At 40.7% G+C, this 15907-nt stretch carries 12 protein-coding genes and 1 pseudogene; 11 read left to right on the top strand and 2 right to left on the bottom strand.

Annotation, left to right across the window (positions count from 1 at the left end; all coding sequences use genetic code 11):
- A pseudogene (locus O3642_RS03820) lies at window positions 1–2055 on the top strand (cation:proton antiporter).
- Window positions 2056–2394: 339 nt separating this feature from the next.
- On the opposite strand, the gene O3642_RS03815 reads toward O3642_RS03820, so the two are convergent.
- The gene (locus O3642_RS03815) at window positions 2395–3186 is read right to left on the bottom strand and encodes an ABC transporter ATP-binding protein (RefSeq protein WP_371605439.1); all 792 of its coding nucleotides are present in this window, start codon (window positions 3184–3186) and stop codon (window positions 2395–2397) included.
- A gap of 74 nt (window positions 3187–3260) precedes the next feature.
- Here O3642_RS03815 and O3642_RS03810 point away from each other — a divergent pair, with 74 nt between their 5' ends.
- The 10 genes from O3642_RS03810 (at window position 3261) to O3642_RS03765 (ending at window position 14368) form a co-directional block, all read left to right on the top strand.
- On the top strand, window positions 3261–4388 hold the full coding sequence (locus O3642_RS03810; protein WP_061454999.1) for an AI-2E family transporter: 1128 nt from the start codon (window positions 3261–3263) through the stop codon (window positions 4386–4388).
- Between the two features lie 126 nt (window positions 4389–4514).
- Window positions 4515–5996 carry a M protein trans-acting positive regulator PRD domain-containing protein gene (locus O3642_RS03805; protein ID WP_003005647.1) on the top strand — a complete coding sequence of 494 codons (1482 nt, stop codon included), beginning with the start codon at window positions 4515–4517 and terminating at the stop codon, window positions 5994–5996.
- Window positions 5997–6111: 115 nt separating this feature from the next.
- A complete protein-coding gene (locus O3642_RS03800) occupies window positions 6112–7461 on the top strand; it encodes a hemolysin family protein (RefSeq protein ID WP_003005271.1) in 1350 nt (449 codons plus the stop codon).
- Window positions 7462–7866: 405 nt separating this feature from the next.
- Window positions 7867–8844, top strand: coding sequence for an ABC transporter substrate-binding protein (locus O3642_RS03795; RefSeq protein ID WP_003005177.1), 978 nt, complete (start codon window positions 7867–7869; stop codon window positions 8842–8844).
- Window positions 8845–8854: 10 nt separating this feature from the next.
- Complete coding sequence (locus O3642_RS03790) at window positions 8855–9748, top strand: ABC transporter permease (RefSeq protein WP_003005682.1); 894 nt, start codon at window positions 8855–8857, stop codon at window positions 9746–9748.
- 9 nt (window positions 9749–9757) lie between these two features.
- Window positions 9758–10561 carry an ABC transporter ATP-binding protein gene (locus O3642_RS03785; RefSeq protein ID WP_003005034.1) on the top strand — a complete coding sequence of 268 codons (804 nt, stop codon included), beginning with the start codon at window positions 9758–9760 and terminating at the stop codon, window positions 10559–10561.
- A 743-nt stretch (window positions 10562–11304) separates the two neighbouring features.
- The gene (gene pflA / locus O3642_RS03780) at window positions 11305–12099 is read left to right on the top strand and encodes a pyruvate formate-lyase-activating protein (RefSeq protein WP_003005017.1); all 795 of its coding nucleotides are present in this window, start codon (window positions 11305–11307) and stop codon (window positions 12097–12099) included.
- A gap of 124 nt (window positions 12100–12223) precedes the next feature.
- On the top strand, window positions 12224–13159 hold the full coding sequence (locus O3642_RS03775) for a manganese-dependent inorganic pyrophosphatase (RefSeq protein WP_371605438.1): 936 nt from the start codon (window positions 12224–12226) through the stop codon (window positions 13157–13159).
- 62 nt (window positions 13160–13221) lie between these two features.
- Window positions 13222–13734, top strand: coding sequence for a YiiX/YebB-like N1pC/P60 family cysteine hydrolase (locus O3642_RS03770; protein WP_371605437.1), 513 nt, complete (start codon window positions 13222–13224; stop codon window positions 13732–13734).
- On the top strand, window positions 13718–14368 hold the full coding sequence (locus O3642_RS03765; protein ID WP_371605436.1) for a DUF1803 domain-containing protein: 651 nt from the start codon (window positions 13718–13720) through the stop codon (window positions 14366–14368). Before O3642_RS03770 ends, O3642_RS03765 begins: the two co-directional genes overlap by 17 nt.
- Before the next feature lie 34 nt (window positions 14369–14402).
- On the opposite strand, the gene O3642_RS03760 is transcribed toward O3642_RS03765, so the two are convergent.
- Window positions 14403–15848, bottom strand: a complete 1446-nt coding sequence (locus O3642_RS03760) for a UDP-N-acetylmuramoyl-L-alanyl-D-glutamate--L-lysine ligase (protein ID WP_371605435.1) — start codon at window positions 15846–15848, stop codon at window positions 14403–14405.
- Between the last annotated feature and the right edge of the window lie 59 nt (window positions 15849–15907).

The following is a 15907-nucleotide window of genomic DNA, read 5'->3' as shown; positions in this document are numbered from 1 at the left end:
ATGGAACTACTCCTTTATGCAGTGATCTTTTCGATGATTTTGATCGTCTCAAATGCCACCAATAAACTTGTGCCGAGCCTTCCTCTGCCCTTGATTCAAATTTTACTAGGGATTGGCTGGGCCCTCTTTGTGCCAGAAGAAAATTTTCATCTGGATACCGAGCTCTTTCTGGCCTTGGTCATTGGTCCTCTTTTATTTCGAGAGGCAGAAGAAGCCGATATTACTTCTGTATTAAAGCACTGGCGGGTCATCCTCTATTTGATTTTCCCAGTGATTTTTATCTCCACCATTAGTTTGGGCTGGGCAGCTCACTCCTTGTGGCTGAGCCTTCCATTAGCAGCCTGTATGGCAGTGGGGGCAGCCCTTGGGCCTACAGACTTAGTAGCTTTTGCTTCCCTGTCTGAGCGCTTTAGCTTTCCAAAGCGGGTTTCGAATATCTTAAAAGGCGAAGGGTTACTAAATGATGCCTCAGGTCTAGTTGCCTTTCGAGTAGCCTTGGCAGCCCTTGCGACCGGAAGTTTCTCCCTTGGAGAGGCAGGGGTTTCCTTAGGAATCTCCATTATTGGGGGATTTGCGGTGGGGATCTTGACAGCCTTTGTGAACCGTTGGCTACAAACCTTGCTCTTGAGTGTTCACGCCAGTGATATTGCCAGTGAATTGTTATTAGAACTGAGTCTCCCTTTGTTGACCTTCTTTCTAGCAGAAGAACTCCATGTCTCTGGTATCATTGCAGTAGTTGTGTGAGGGATCCTAAAAGCCAGTCGCTTTAAGCACATTACCCTCCTTGAAGCGCGGGTAGATACTGTGAGTCATACTGTCTGGAATACGGTCAACTTTATCTTAAATGGGTCGGTCTTTGTCATCTTAGGAATGGAATTGGAAATGATCGCCAAGCCCATCTTAAGTAGTCCCATTTACAATAATCTTCTTTTAGTTCTTTCTGTCTTTTTGTTGACAGCCTTGCTCTTTTTGATTCGTTTTGTCATGGTTTACCTCTTTTATTGGTTCCGAACGGTTCGACTAAAAAAATCGTTGAGAAATTATCTAAAAGATGCCTTATTGCTGACCTTTTCGGGTGTGAAGGGGACGGTTTCGATTGCGACGATTCTTTTGATTCCAACCAAGATTGAAAAAGAATACCCTATCCTACTCTTTTTAGTGGCAGGAGTTACCCTTGTCAGCTTTATTGCTGGCTTAGTGGTACTTCCAAAATTATCAGAAGAAAAGGAAGAAACCAATGACTACCTGATGCAGATCGCGATTTTAAATGATGTCGTCATGGAATTAGAAGCAGACCTAAAGAATAGCAAGCACAAGGGTCCCTTGTACGCAGCGATTGATAACTACCATGGTCGCATAGAAAACTTGATTCTAGGCCAAGAAAACAGGCTCATTCAAAAGGACTGGGAACAGTTGAAGCTCCTGATTTTGAGTATTGAAAGTGACGGCTTGGAACAGGCTTATGAAGAAGGGAAGATTCGAGAGCGGGGCTACCGCGTCTACCAACGCTATCTTCGCAATATGGAGCAACGTGTCAATCGCAATCTTTCGTCTCGTCTAACCTATTACCTCTTGGTGTCTTTCCGACTTTTGCGTTTATTAGTTCATGAGATCTTAACTTTTGGGTCTGGCTTGCGAAACTGGTGGACCCGAGAAGACAATAAGTTAGAGGCCATTGATTATGACCAGATTGCGGCCCTTTATCTGGCCAATACGGAAATCATCATCGAAAGTTTGGAAGACCTCAAGGGGATTTATCGGAGCAGTTTGATCTCTTTCCTACAAGAATCTCGTCTGAGAGAGACAGCTATTATTACCAGTGGGGCCTTTGTGGAGCGGGTTATTAATCGCGTGAAACCAAATAATATCGATGAAATGTTGAGAGGCTATTATTTGGAGCGTAAGATTATTTTTGAATATGAAGCGCAACACTTGATTACTGCCAAGCAAGCGCGCCGTATGCGACAAAATGTCAATGAATTAGAAAGCTATTCCCTAAGAGAAAGTGCCAATACGCTTCCATACGATTTGATCGAGTATGCACGGAATCGATAAAAGTAAAAGTGCTAAGATGGATATCTTAGCACTTTTCAGATTGAGGACAAAATTATCTTAAAAACTTTCCTTAAGTGAGTACGGACGTCAGCGAACTTCTACGAAGTTCCATGACTAATTATTGAGCCTAAGGTCTCAATAATTCCGAGCGCCTGAAACTATTAAGTTTCAGGTACTTTTCTCACGGCGGAAAGTTTCAGTAGATGATTGAATAATTCTAACGAATAAATTTTTTTATTTTTATAGAATTTATTATATTTGTAAAGAAGAACTGTTTGTCTATACTCTAGAAGTGCTAAGATTCTCATCTTAGCACTTTTTGCTTTATTCATTTTCTTTTCAGTGTGTGATTTCTGGTTTGACAAAGAGTCGCTCATCACCAAGATCAATAAGGGATACTGGTGCTTCATAAAATTGGCTAAGGACATGAGGAGTTAGGATCTTTTCCTTTGGTCCTTGCTCGACCACTTGGCCATGTTTGAGTAAGAGGACATGGGTCATGTCTGTTGTAATTTCCTCGGCATGGTGGGTGACGTAAATCATGGTAGGCGCGTGATCCAGTTGTTTGATATGATGGATCTGACGGAGGAGTTTTTCTCTGGCAAAGAGATCCAGTCCACTAGAAGCTTCGTCAAAAATGATCAGATCTGGCTGGTCCATGAGGCTTCGTGCAATGAGAACGGTCTGCTTTTCTCCCTGGGAGAGCTCTCGGTATTTGCGGCCGATCAAAGAGCTAGCCCCAATTGAAGTCAGCATATCCCGTGCCCAATTTAGTTCTTCCTCTCCGTATGCAGCATATAAAATACTACTCTTGTAGTGACCGGTTAGGACAATTTGTTCTGCCAAAAGATGCTCTGGCAGTCTTTCTGAAATAAAAGAGCTTACGATTCCAATACGCTTCCGCAACTCAGGAATTCCTCCTTCTCCAAAGCGAGTTCCAAGGACTGTTACCTGGCCAGAACTAGCCCAGTATTCAGACATGAGCAGTTTGAGGAGGGTCGATTTTCCTGCTCCATTTAAGCCTAAAATCGCCCAACATTCATTTTCTTTTACTTGCCAGTTAATCTCTTTTAAAAGGGCTTTTCCATTGCGGATCAAATTGACGTCTTGTAGTTCAATCAAATTATTCATATCTTCATCCTTTTGATTAAAATCCCCTTTATTCTATCATAAAATATGGTAGAATAGAAAACAGGAGGTAAGGAATGTTTCGAAATAGTAAATTGTTATTCTGGACATGTGAGATCTTATTATTGACGGTGATTTTCTATATTTGGAAATCAATGGGGACTTTAATTTCTCCATTTGTATCTGTTCTGAATACCATCCTCTTACCATTTTTAATTGCAGGTTTTTTATATTACATTACCAATCCGATTGTTGAATTGTTGGAAAAACACTTAAAAATCAAGCGTGTGTTTGGGATTTTGATCACCTTAGTACTGTTATTTGGGCTCATTGGCTTAGGGATCTTTTATCTGCTTCCTATCTTAATCAATCAGTTAACCAGCTTGATCAATTCGACTCAAGGACTTTACTGGGAAGTTCAGAGTTTGGTTCGAAAACTCTCAACCAATCCTTTGTTCCAGAATGTGAATATCCAATCGACGATTCAGCAGTTGAATCTTTCTTATATGGATATCCTTCAAAATCTCTTGAATAGTGTGACTAACAGTTTAGGCAGTGTGGTTAACACCATTGTCAATACGGTCTTTATCTTGATCATGACACCGATCTTCTTGGTTTATTTCTTGATTGATGGGAAGAAGTTATTGCCGATGTTGGAGCGGACCATTTTACGCAATGACAAACTCCACATCTCAAGCCTCTTGGTTAGTTTGAATGAAACCGTCTCGCGCTATATTAGTGGGATTTCGATCGATGCCTTGATCATTGGGACCCTAGCCTACATTGGCTATAGTTTTATTGGATTGAAGTACGCTTTGGTCTTTGCCATTTTTTCTGGATTGGCCAATCTCATTCCATATGTAGGACCAACCATTGGTTTGATTCCGATGATCATCACCTATGCCTTCACAGATGTGGATATGATGATCAAAGCAGTCATTTACATGTTGATTATCCAGCAGATCGATGGGAATATTCTTTATCCGCGTATCGTTGGAGGCGTGATGAAGGTTCACCCGATTACCATTATGGTTCTCTTATTGCTCTCAAGTAATATCTATGGAATTATCGGGATGGTTGTCGCGATTCCAGTCTATTCGATTGGAAAAGAAATTGTAAAATTCTTGGTGAATCTTTATGATAACCACCGTGTTGCTAAGGAACAGAAGAAAAAAGAAGAATTTGGAATCATTAATAAATCCTAGACTCTAGTGCCTATAAGGGCCTTGGAGTCTTTTTTGTATATTTTTTGAAAAATAGTCAACAAGCTCAATAAAATATGTTAAAATATAAGAGATTTTGAATTAAAATATGAAATTAGGTAGGAAAAGATGAGACTGCTCTTATCCAAAAAACAGAGACGCCAATTGCAATTATTAGAAATCTTGATTAAGGAAAAAAGATGGTTCCACTTGAAAGAGTTGGCCAAGCGTTTGGATTGTACGGAACGTTCGTTAAAAGAAGATTTGTCTAATCTTCGTAGCACTTTTGATGACTTTATAATTGAATCATCTACCAATGGAATCAAACTTAGTTATGAGGATTCGGTTGGGCTTGAGGTAATTTACCATCACTTTTTTAAAGAATCACAAGCATTCGCATTGATTGAATATCTCTTTTTCCACAAGGATGTTTCCAATGAATATATTTGCAGGAAGTTTGATCTGAGTCACCAATCTTTCTACCGCTTGATTCGGACGATTAATCAGAAGCTTCAAACCAAATACAATATAAAGATTGATTTGAAACCCTTGAACCTTGTCGGAGATGAGATTGACGTTCGTTTCTTTTATGCCCAATATTTTGCAGAGCGTTATTACTATATGGAATGGCCTTTCCCAGAATTTAAGGAAGAGGCTGTGACCGACTTGATCACCTTCTTCTTCAAACTCTATGGCTATCCATTGACTTTCTCTGTCCTCAGGTCTTATAAAGTTCTTTTGACAGTCTACTTATCACGTATTAAGCAGGGCTATTTTATTGACATGCCAACGAACTATGATGTGTATAAGGACCAGTATCAAGGGGTGACCAATGTCGAGGAGATGTTGCGCTACTTTAGCTTGCAGCTGGGTGTCGAGTTGAATGGAAAAGTGCTGGAGCAGTTCTTCATTATCTTTATTCAAGAGAATTTCTATTTCAGCCCTGAAAGCCTGATTGAAGCTGCAGCAACAGACTCTTATGCAAAAAAATCGACAACTCTCATTAAAGACATGTTCAGGGAGCTATGTTATACCTATGATTTAGATATTGAAAATCTAGATGAGATGTTGATGCATGTCCATAATACGTCACATCTCGGTCGGAAAGAATTATTCTCCGAGTTCCTCTTATTTGATATCAAGACCAATACGAACGAAGATTTCAAGAGCATCTTCCCAGCCTTTTATGATGATTTGAGAAACTATTTAATCATCTATATGAAGACCATGAAGCATGATTTGAATGAGGAGATCCTCAAGCACATGATATATACGGTTTACACTCACTGGGAGCGTCTCTTACCGCAGTTATTGCGACGTCGGAAATCCATTAAGGTCTTAATTATTAGTCGTTTTGATGATCACCATGCCAAATCCATGATCGATTTTCTTAATTTTTACTGTACGGATAACTTTGAATTTACGCAGATGATCAAGTATAATCTAACAGTGGATGATATCGAGAATTCGGACGCAGATGTTGTGGTAGCTAACTTTATGATACCGAAATTAAAGAGAAAAACCTTTATCTGTACAAGTAGTCTCTCATTACTTGGGCTAGTCGAAAAACTCAACGCATTCTTTTATGATTTTACTAGTGCAGAACACTAAAATCAGGACCTGTTCCTGATTTTTTGATGGGAAAAAAAGAAATTGATATATAAGAATGCAGGCTCTCATATTTTGTGGTATAATATACAATATTATATACTGGAGGAAATTATCCATGGAAGACCCTGGCAGTCAGGAAATTTTACTGGAATTTATTTTATTGATTGTTTTGACATTGTTGAATGCCTTTTTCTCGGCAACTGAAATGTCAATGGTATCGTTGAATCGCTCTCGTGTTGAGCAAAAAGCTGAAGAAGGAGATAAAAAATACATTCGTCTTCTTAGCGTATTGGAACAACCCAACCATTTCTTATCTACCATTCAGGTGGGGATCACCTTGATTACTATTTTATCTGGGGCGAGTCTTGCAGATAGCCTTGGTCATGTCATTGCTAGATGGATGGGCAACACTAAAACAGCTCTTGCAGCTGGAAGCTTTTTATCTCTAGCATTTTTGACTTATATTTCGATCGTGTTTGGCGAACTCTATCCGAAACGAATTGCTATGAACTTAAAAGATGAATTAGCGGTTCGAACAGCTCCGATTGTCATTCTATTAGGAAAAATTGTCAGTCCCTTTGTTTGGTTGCTTTCAGCGTCGACCAATCTTTTGAGCCGTATCACGCCAATGGAATTCGATGATCCGGATGAAAAGATGACGCGGGATGAAATCGAGTATATGCTGACCAATAGTGAAGCAACACTAGATGCGGACGAGATTGAGATGCTTCAAGGGATCTTTTCATTAGATGAAATGGTAGCGCGTGAAGTCATGGTGCCACGGACAGATGCCTTCATGGTTGATATCAATGATGATACCAAAGAAATTATTGAAAGTATCCTTAAGCAAAACTTTTCACGGATTCCTGTCTATGATGATGACAAGGACAATGTCATCGGCCTCATCCATACCAAACGTCTCTTGAATGAAGGATTTATCAATGGCTTTGATAATATTGTCTTAAGAAAGATTTTACAAGAACCTTTGTTTGTTCCAGAAACCATTTTTGTGGATGATCTTTTGAAGGAATTGCGCAATACACAAAATCAAATGGCCATTCTGCTTGATGAATATGGTGGAATGTCTGGACTGGTCACTCTTGAAGACCTCTTGGAAGAAATCGTCGGTGAAATTGACGATGAGACTGACAAAGCGGAAATTGATGTCTTTGAAATTGCAGACAATACTTATTTTGTACAAGGAGCCATGTCTCTAAATGACTTTAACGAATATTTTGATGTTGAGTTGGAAAGTGATGATGTGGATACCATTGCAGGCTATTACCTGACAGAGGTTGGGCGAATTCCAACCTTGAAAGAGCGACTCAGCTGTGAAGTCGATAGTCAAAAGAAACACTTGATCTTGACTAATGACAAGGTGAAAAATGGTCGTGTGACCAAGGTAAAAGTTGAAATTTCTGAAATCGTCGAAGAAGATGAAGAAAGCAAATCAAAAGAAGATTAGAAAATAGAGGTTTGGACGTGTTCCAGCCTCTTTTTTTTCTTGTCAGGGCTAGTTGAATTTTCAAAAAATTTTAAAAATTTCTGAAATAGTCTTGACAGCCAAAAAAAATTAAGGTAAGATAATACCCATAAATAAAGAAAGCAGAAAATAAACATGAAGCAACAAGCCATTTCCATTCAAAAATTTTACTTTAGCTACTTTAGATAGTGTTTGTAGACATGATCTCATGGATGCAAACAACCCAAGCAATTTGTTTGTATCTATGTGGCTAAGATTTTTGATGATGGTCCATAGAGCTAGTATCTAAATGGACCGAGGTTTTGTAACTTGTTGGATAATTTCAGCATCCGTTTAGAGAATGGTCTAAGCGGATTTTTTGTTTATTTGCAGAAAAGGAGTCAAAAAATGAAAGTAGTGAAGAAATTACTAGCACCTGTCCTGGTTGTAGGACTTCTGTTAACATCATTGGTGACCTTACACCATCTGAAGGATGCTAAAAAGGACAATGTCTTTCGGATTGGGATTTCCCAGTACATCACCCATAAGTCACTCGATGCAACAAGAAAAGGCTTTATCGAAGAGTTGAAGAAAGAGGGCTATGTGGATGGGAAAAATATCCAAATTGATTTTCAAAATGCTCAAGGGGAGCAACGAAATCTGAAAAACATTTCCAAACAATTGGCGGAAGAAAGTGATCTAGTCTTTGCGATTGCAACACCTTCGGCTCAAAGTGTGGCCAATACGACGAAAACAACGCCGGTTGTCTTCTCAGCTGTGACCGACCCATTGGCAGCGAAATTGGTGAAAAACTTGAAAGAGCCTGGTGGCAATATCACAGGGACAAGTGACCAGTCAGACGATGCGATCTCTACACAGGTGGATATGATTAAGCAAGTACTTCCAACGGCGAAAACAGTTGGGATCCTCTATACGCAAAGTGAGCCTAACTCAGTTGTCCAAAAAGACAATGCGAAGAAGATCCTTGAAGCTAAAGGCTATCAAGTGGTTGAAAAAACCATCCTCGATAGTAACAATGTGAAAGCTGCAGCAGACAGTATCATGTCAGAAGCAGATATCGTCTTTGTTCCGACAGACAATATTATCTCTTCTACAATGGACACTGTAAAACAGGTCTCCATCAGTCATAAGGTGCCCGTTTTTGGTGGATCTGCTGAAATGGTAGCTACTGGTGGCTTGTACAACTTTGGTACTGATTATGAGGAATTGGGAAGACAAGCTGCTCGGATGGCCATTCGCATCATGAAGGGTGAGAAACCCGGCAAAGTCGCAGTTGAAACACCTGAAAAATTAGAATTGCATACCAATAAAGAGATGGCTAAAGAGCTTGGAATTGATATTAGCTCGTTGAAGGTAGAAAAATAGGAGGTTTGAGATGAATTTCGTTTTATCAAGTTTATCAGAAGGTTTATTGTGGTCGATCATGGCGATCGGTGTTTACTTAACATTTCGAATTTTAGATATTGCCGACATGACGGCAGAAGGAGCCTTTCCACTTGGTGCAGCAGTTGTAGCCTCCCAAATTCAAGCAGGAAGAAACCCTTGGCTTGCAACCTTGTTGGGCTTCCTGGCAGGGATGATAGCAGGATTGGTTTCTGGGATTCTCCATACAAAAATGAAAATTCCAGCCCTTTTGACAGGGATTGTCACTTTGACCGGTCTCTACTCTATCAATATTAAAATCATGGGGGGAGTACCCAACCTCTCTATTGGCGATGCCAGTACCATTTTCAAAAGTGTCATGAAATTGGGCTTGTCCAATGAAGAAGCTGTCTTTTTGATTAGTATTTCTTGCTTGATCATCGTCTGTATCTTATTGACCCTCTTAATGAAGACGCAACTTGGCTTGGTTTTGCGCTCGACTGGTGATAACATTCCAATGAGTGAGGCCAATGGGGTCAATGTAGATAACATGAAGATGTTGGGCTACATGATTTCCAATGGTTTGATTGCCCTTTGTGGAGCCATGTTTGCACAAAATGATGGTTTCTCAGATGTGACTTCTGGTACAGGGACGATCGTAGTTGGTTTGAGTGCTGTGATTATCGCTGAAGTTTTGATCCACGAATTGACCATTGGTTGGCGCTTGCTTTCCATCGGGGTTGGAGCCATTGTTTACCGTTTGATTATCTTAAATATTTACGAGATCCCAAATCTCGATCAAAATATGGTTCGTCTCTTCAATGCGATCTTGCTCGCGATTGTCTTGTTCGCTCCTGAGGCGCAAAAACGTCTTCGTGTTCGTGGATTGAAGTTAGGAAATAAGTAGGAGAAAAGTATGGCAACATTATTATCAATTGAAGGTATTCATAAGACATTTGAAGCAGGAACAGTCAATGAAAACCATGTCTTAAAAGGCTTGGATCTCCAAGTAGAAGAAGGGGACTTCATTTCGGTCATCGGTGGAAATGGAGCTGGGAAATCAACCTTGATGAACATCTTGGCAGGAAATCTGGTCGTAGATGAAGGAGATATCTTGCTAGAAGGTAACTCCATCAAAAATACGAGTGTTCGTAAGCGTGCGAAAGATATTGCGCGTGTCTTCCAAGATCCCAAGATGGGGACAGCTTCTCGTTTGACCATTGAAGAAAATATGGCCATTGCCCAACGTCGGGGGAAATCTCGTGGTTTGAGCTGGGGAGTTCGAGAGAAAGATCGCGAATTATTCCGTGAAGCCTTGAAGGAACTGAATATCGGTTTAGAAAACCGTCTCAAGGTGGATACCCAATATTTGTCTGGTGGGCAACGTCAAGCCTTGACCTTGGTCATGGCAGCCTTGGTCAAACCGAAACTCTTGCTTCTGGATGAACATACCGCAGCGCTCGATCCTAAGACTAGTGAAATGGTCATGGAATTGACACAAAAGATCGTGGAAAGCCATGATTTGACAACCTTGATGATTACGCATGATATGAACCATGCGATTGAATACGGCAACCGCTTGATCATGCTCTACCAAGGCAAGATCGTTGTCGACGTCAAAGGAGAAGAAAAGAAAAACCTAACGGTTGAAGATTTAATGCGCCTCTTCCAACAAAACAGTGGTGAAACCCTGGTTAGTGATGAATTGGTATTAGGATAAAATAAAAGGAGTTTTCGCTAAACTCCCTTTGTTTCAGTAATTCCGTCTCCATAAGCTATTAAAATGTTCATGGAGACCTCTTTGACCAAGACATCCTGGACCCACAAAGAAATATCAATGTCATGCGCATTCGAAATAGACTTTCAATTAGAAAATTTTTTCCCATAATCAAAAGTGATCGACTTAAAGAGGTGTCTAGGAACTTTAGACAACCATTGATCAGTGGAGGCCTCAAAATCATTTGCTTTCCGTCCATTGGTTTTCAGTGTGATGATGGCATTTGAAAAGCATTCTAGTAAGAAATGACTAGACTTTTGTCTTTTTCTCCTGCAATTGTAACCCCTTCTAGATGACCGAATTCTTTCTAAAAATCGGGATAAATATCTGCTTTCTCACGTAACTCTCTATGAAAAGCTTGTTTTACACGCGTTTCTTTCTGCCTATTTGGCCTTCGTTTTCTTCTCCAAGTAAGGTCCATCTTGTCGAAAACACTAATATCAGCTAAACGATAGAGTGTTCTCATGGAGCAAGAAATCTTATCTGGATAAGACCCTTAATGACATCAAGGCCGTAAATTTTTTCCATAATACAGGACAGATAGTCCCATATTGGAAACTGTACTAGGACAATGAAAACTACTGAAAAAAACAGATTCTTTTCAAAAAGAAGCTTAAACTCTTTAAAATAGATGGAATCGTGTTATAATAAAACCATAAAACGTTTTCAAGAGAAGAGGTTCCTCAATGGAAAATGAAACAGTTGACTATGGAAAAGTAACAGGAATGGTACACTCAACAGAAAGTTTTGGGGCAGTAGACGGGCCTGGGATCCGCTTTATTGTCTTCCTTCAAGGCTGTCAAATGCGGTGTCAATACTGCCACAATCCAGATACTTGGGCAATGGAAACCAACAAGTCCCGTGAACGGACAGTGGATGATGTCCTAGAAGAAGCCCTCCGTTATCGTGGATTTTGGGGCGAAAAAGGGGGAATCACTGTCAGTGGAGGAGAAGCCCTCTTGCAGATTGACTTCTTGATTGCTCTTTTCACTAAGGCTCAAGAGTTGGGCATTCATTGTACCTTGGACACCTGTGCTCTTCCTTTCCGGAATACGCCTCGTTATTTGGAAAAATTTGACCGCTTGATGGCAGTGACTGACTTGGTGCTTCTGGATATCAAGGAAATCAATGATGAACGGCACAAAATTGTGACCAGCCATACCAATAAAACGATTCTAGCTTGTGCCAAGTATCTATCTGATATTGGAAAACCAGTCTGGATTCGTCACGTTTTGGTGCCAGGTTTGACAGACCGAGATGACGACTTGATCGAGCTTGGAAAATTTGTTAAAACCCTTAAAAATGTTGATAAATTTGAAATTCTGCCCTACCATACTATGGGGGAATTCAAATGGCGTGAATTGGGAATTCCTTACAAATTGGAGGGTGTGAAACCACCGACAAAAGAACGGGTCCAAAATGCAAAAGATTTGATGGAAACAGAAAGTTACCAAGATTACCTGAAACGGGTCAAAGGATAAAAAGTATAGACAGTTGGTCACTCCAGCTGTCTTTTCTATTGAAATGCACAACTATTCCCTTTCTTTAAATGGCAAAACGTGCTAAAATAGAGTGAATCTATAAATGAAATAAAGAGGTAGAAACATGTCAAAAATTCTCGTTTTTGGTCACCAAAATCCTGACTCAGATGCTATTGGCTCATCTGTAGCTTTTGCTTATCTTGCAAAAGAAGCTTATGGTTTGGATACAGAAGCAGTGGCTCTTGGAACTCCAAATGAAGAAACAGCTTTCGTGTTGGACTATTTTGGTGTGGAAGCACCACGCGTCATCACATCAGCTAAAGCAGAAGGTGCAGAACAAGTCATCTTGACGGACCACAATGAATTCCAACAATCTGTTTCAGATATCGCTGAAGTAGAAGTATATGGTGTAGTGGATCACCACCGTGTGGCTAACTTTGAAACTGCCAGCCCACTTTACATGCGTTTGGAACCAGTTGGATCAGCATCTTCTATCGTTTACCGCATGTTCAAAGAACATGGTGTAGCAGTGCCAAAAGAATTGGCAGGTTTGATGCTTTCAGGTTTGATTTCAGATACCCTTCTTTTGAAATCTCCAACAACACACCCATCTGATAAAGTGATTGCGCCAGAATTGGCTGAATTGGCTGGTGTCAACTTGGAAGAATATGGTCTTGCAATGCTCAAGGCTGGTACTAACTTGGCAAGCAAATCAGCAGAAGAATTGATCGACATCGATGCCAAGACTTTTGAATTGAACGGAAATAACGTTCGTGTGGCTCAAGTGAACACAGTTGATATTGCGGAAGTTTTGGAACGCCAAGCTGAAATCGAAGCAGCTATCCAAGCTGCCAATGCAGCTAACGGCTACTCTGACTTTGTTTTGATGATTACAGACATCGTCAACTCAAACTCAGAAATCTTGGCTCTTGGTGCTAATATGGATAAGGTAGAAGTAGCTTTCAACTTCAAACTTGAAAACAACCACGCTTTCCTTCCAGGTGCCGTTTCACGTAAGAAACAAGTGGTACCACAATTGACTGAGAGCTTTAATGCATAATGATAGGTGGGAAAACCATCGTTAAAAAGGAGTTTCGGCTCCTTTTTTGCTAGGAGAAGATCATGTTAGAAACGGGCGATTTGATTTTTGTCAGTGAAAATACAGAAATGGGGCAGGCCATCCAGGCATCAACTGGCAACTATAGCCATGTGGCCATCTTTTTGGACGGATTCATTTATCATGCCACGGTAGAAGGTGGCGTCCTTGCCCAATCCCCTGAAGATTTCTTTGAAGCTGGAAAAGTCTATGACCTTTATCGCTATGTGCAGATTGATTGTCCAGAGGTCAAAAAGCGGGCAGAAAACCTTTTAGGGTCTCCCTACAATGCTTCCTTTTATCCGGATGGAGATGGTTTCTATTGTTCCCAGTTCATCGCTGAACTACTTCCTATTTTTGAAACCATTCCCATGAAGTTTGGAGATGAGGAAGAGGAGATTAGTCCGTTCTGGCTTGATTACTACAAGGAGCTTGGTCTAGCGGTTCCTTTAAATCAGCCTGGGACCAATCCTAGTCAGTTAGCCCAATCACCACAGCTACAGTTTAAAGAAAGGTATATGGATGATTACAATCATTAATCCCACACGTTTGACACGTCAGCCATTTTTCAAGGACTTGATCAACTATTTGGATCAGCACGACGATGTTATCCTGCGGCAAATCAAGACCCAATTTCCAGATCAACCAGTGGATAAGCTGATGGAGGAGTATATCCAAGCGGGCTTCATCCTTCGAGAAAATAAACGCTACACCCTCAACCTGCCCTTCTTGAAGTCAGCTGATCTTGTTGACTTGGATCAGGAGGTCTTTGTTCGAGAGGACAGTGCAGTTTATCAAGAATTAAAAGCCAAGGTCTTCCAAACGGAACTCCGCAACACGACCAATGAAGCGATTCTCATAGAGGAGACGGACTTTGCACGAAATGCACAGACCCTTTCCAATTACTTCTACAAGGTTGCTCACCAATATCCATTGACAGAGGAGCAAGAAAAGCTCTATGCTATTTTGGGCGATGTCAATCCTGAGTATGCTCTCAAGTATATGACTAGCTTTTTGCTCAAATTTCTCAAAAAAGAAGTAGTCCAGCAAAAGCGCAAGGACATCTTTGTCGATAGTTTAGTTTTATTGGGCTACATCATTCAAAATGAAGATGGAAAGTATGAGTTAGCTGTCGAATTTGATAAAGAACGATTCATTTTTATAAAAAAATAAAGGCTAGGAATTTTCCTAGCCTTCTTTCATTTGATTATAGATAACGTTCAGCGATGGCGGCATCACCTGGATATTCTTCTTTTACGCCATTGACGATTTGGTAGCAGTCCGCTCCTTTTCCGGCGATAATGACGGCATCTTCAGGCTTGCTGGTTGTTGCCATAGCCAGCTGAATAGCTTGTTCGCGATCTGCGATTTTCTCAACAGGGCGCGTGATGAAGCTGCTAATCTCTTCAGCGATAGCCAAAGGATCTTCATAGTTGGGATCATCCGCTGTGAGGAAGACTTGTATTTCAGGATGGTCTTCTAAGAGTATGCCAAAGTCCTTGCGGCGGCTCTCTCCTTTATTCCCAGTTGATCCGAGAACTAGTGAAATGGTCCCCGTTTGATGGGTTTCGACAACAGAGAGTAGTTTTTTCAAGCTATCACCATTATGGGCGTAGTCGATGAAGACCTTAGCGCCGTTTTGCTGAGTCAAGACTTCCATTCGGCCTGGAACGCGCGTCTTAGCAATCCCTTTTTGGATATCCTCGAGGCTCGCACCTAGGCGAAGGCAGGCAAGACCTGCAGCCACAGCATTTTCTTGGTTGAAGTGGCCAATCAGTTGGATTTCATAGTTTCCAGCTAATTTACCAGTGGCTGAGAAGCTGAAGGCCTTAGAGTTTTCAATTTGATTCTCAGACTTGCTTCCATAAAAATCGTGGTCTTGGTTCGCGACTTGGTCCGCTAAAACTTGGAAATGATCCATATCACTATTGATGACAACGGCTTGGCTGTTCTTCATGAGGAGACGTTTGTGGTAGAAATAATCCTCAAAAGTTGGGTGTTCAATCGGTCCAATATGGTCAGGACTGATGTTGAGAAAAACACCAACGTCAAAGGTCAGACCGTAAACCCGTTTCACTAGATAAGCTTGACTGGAAACTTCCATAATCAGGTGGGTCCGATCATTGGCTACTGCCTCAGCCATCATGGCAAAAAGATCCAAGCTCTCTGGCGTTGTCAGGGTCGATTTAAAGAAGTTTTTACCATCCAGTGTAGTATTCATGGTCGACAGCATAGCTGGTCGGTGACTTTGTTCCAAAATATGGTAAGCAAAATAGGCCGCTGTTGTCTTTCCCTTAGTCCCTGTGAAGGCCAATAGTTTTAATTGTTTCTCAGGGTGCCCATAAAACTCCATAGCAATTAAGCTCATGGCCTGCTTGATATCATTGACGAGAATGGCAGGAATACCAACTTCATAATCTTTTTCAGAGACATAAAAGCCGAGTCCATTAGAAATAGCCTGTTCCAGGTATTCTTTTTTGAAACTCGCCCCTTTAACAAAAAAGAGGGTACTAGCAGAAACCTTACGGCTATCATAGCTAATGGCATCAAAACTTGTTCCTTCTAGATGGTAGTAGTATTCACCATTTACTAGAACTTCTCGGAAATTTTGGTCATGTTTTAAAATGTTGAGGGTTTGTTCAATTGTAATCATAAAACTATTGTAAACCGAAAGTCTGAATTTTACAAGTAACATGGAAAAGTTTATAATGA

It is taken from the genome of Streptococcus sp. 27098_8_66, assembly GCF_041431945.1.
Taxonomy (GTDB): domain Bacteria; phylum Bacillota; class Bacilli; order Lactobacillales; family Streptococcaceae; genus Streptococcus; species Streptococcus dentalis.
The sequence above is the reverse complement of the archived record's forward strand: the minus strand, read 5'-3'. Positions and strand labels throughout refer to the sequence as shown.